Annotated in this window: 1 protein-coding gene; it reads left to right on the forward strand. The window is 65.1% G+C overall.

Features of this window, described 5'->3' with window-relative positions; translation table 11 throughout:
• Positions 1-101 precede the first annotated feature (101 nt).
• A partial coding sequence (locus tag HX846_RS27860; RefSeq protein WP_178966525.1) for a protease inhibitor I42 family protein occupies positions 102-392 on the forward strand: 291 nt, incomplete at its 3' end.

The raw sequence follows: 392 nt of genomic DNA on the forward strand, positions 1-392 counted from the left end.
TTGCTCGCGAAGAGGCCGGTGCAGCCAACACAACGCCATCTGTCACACCTTGTCTCATCTTCGGTTATGCTCGCCCTTCGTCGCCAAACAACGGAGCCCCCATGACCGCTGCCCGTCTGCTTCTCCCCCTGAGCCTTTGCCTGCTCGCCGCCTGCGCCAGTGCGCCGAAGCAAAACGTCACCGTGGAAAAACAGAGCGCCTGCCCGCTGCAACTCAAGACCGGGCAAAACCTGATCCTGACCCTGCCCAGCAATCCCACCACCGGTTACCGCTGGGCCATCCAGGACTCGGCCGGCGGCGTGCTGCGCAGCCTGAGCCCCGAGGTCTACAGCAACACCGACGACACCGGCGTGGTCGGCAGTGGCGGCCAATCCACCTGGCGCTTCCAGGCC

Source organism: Pseudomonas sp. K5002 (genome assembly GCF_013386655.1).
Taxonomy (GTDB): domain Bacteria; phylum Pseudomonadota; class Gammaproteobacteria; order Pseudomonadales; family Pseudomonadaceae; genus Aquipseudomonas.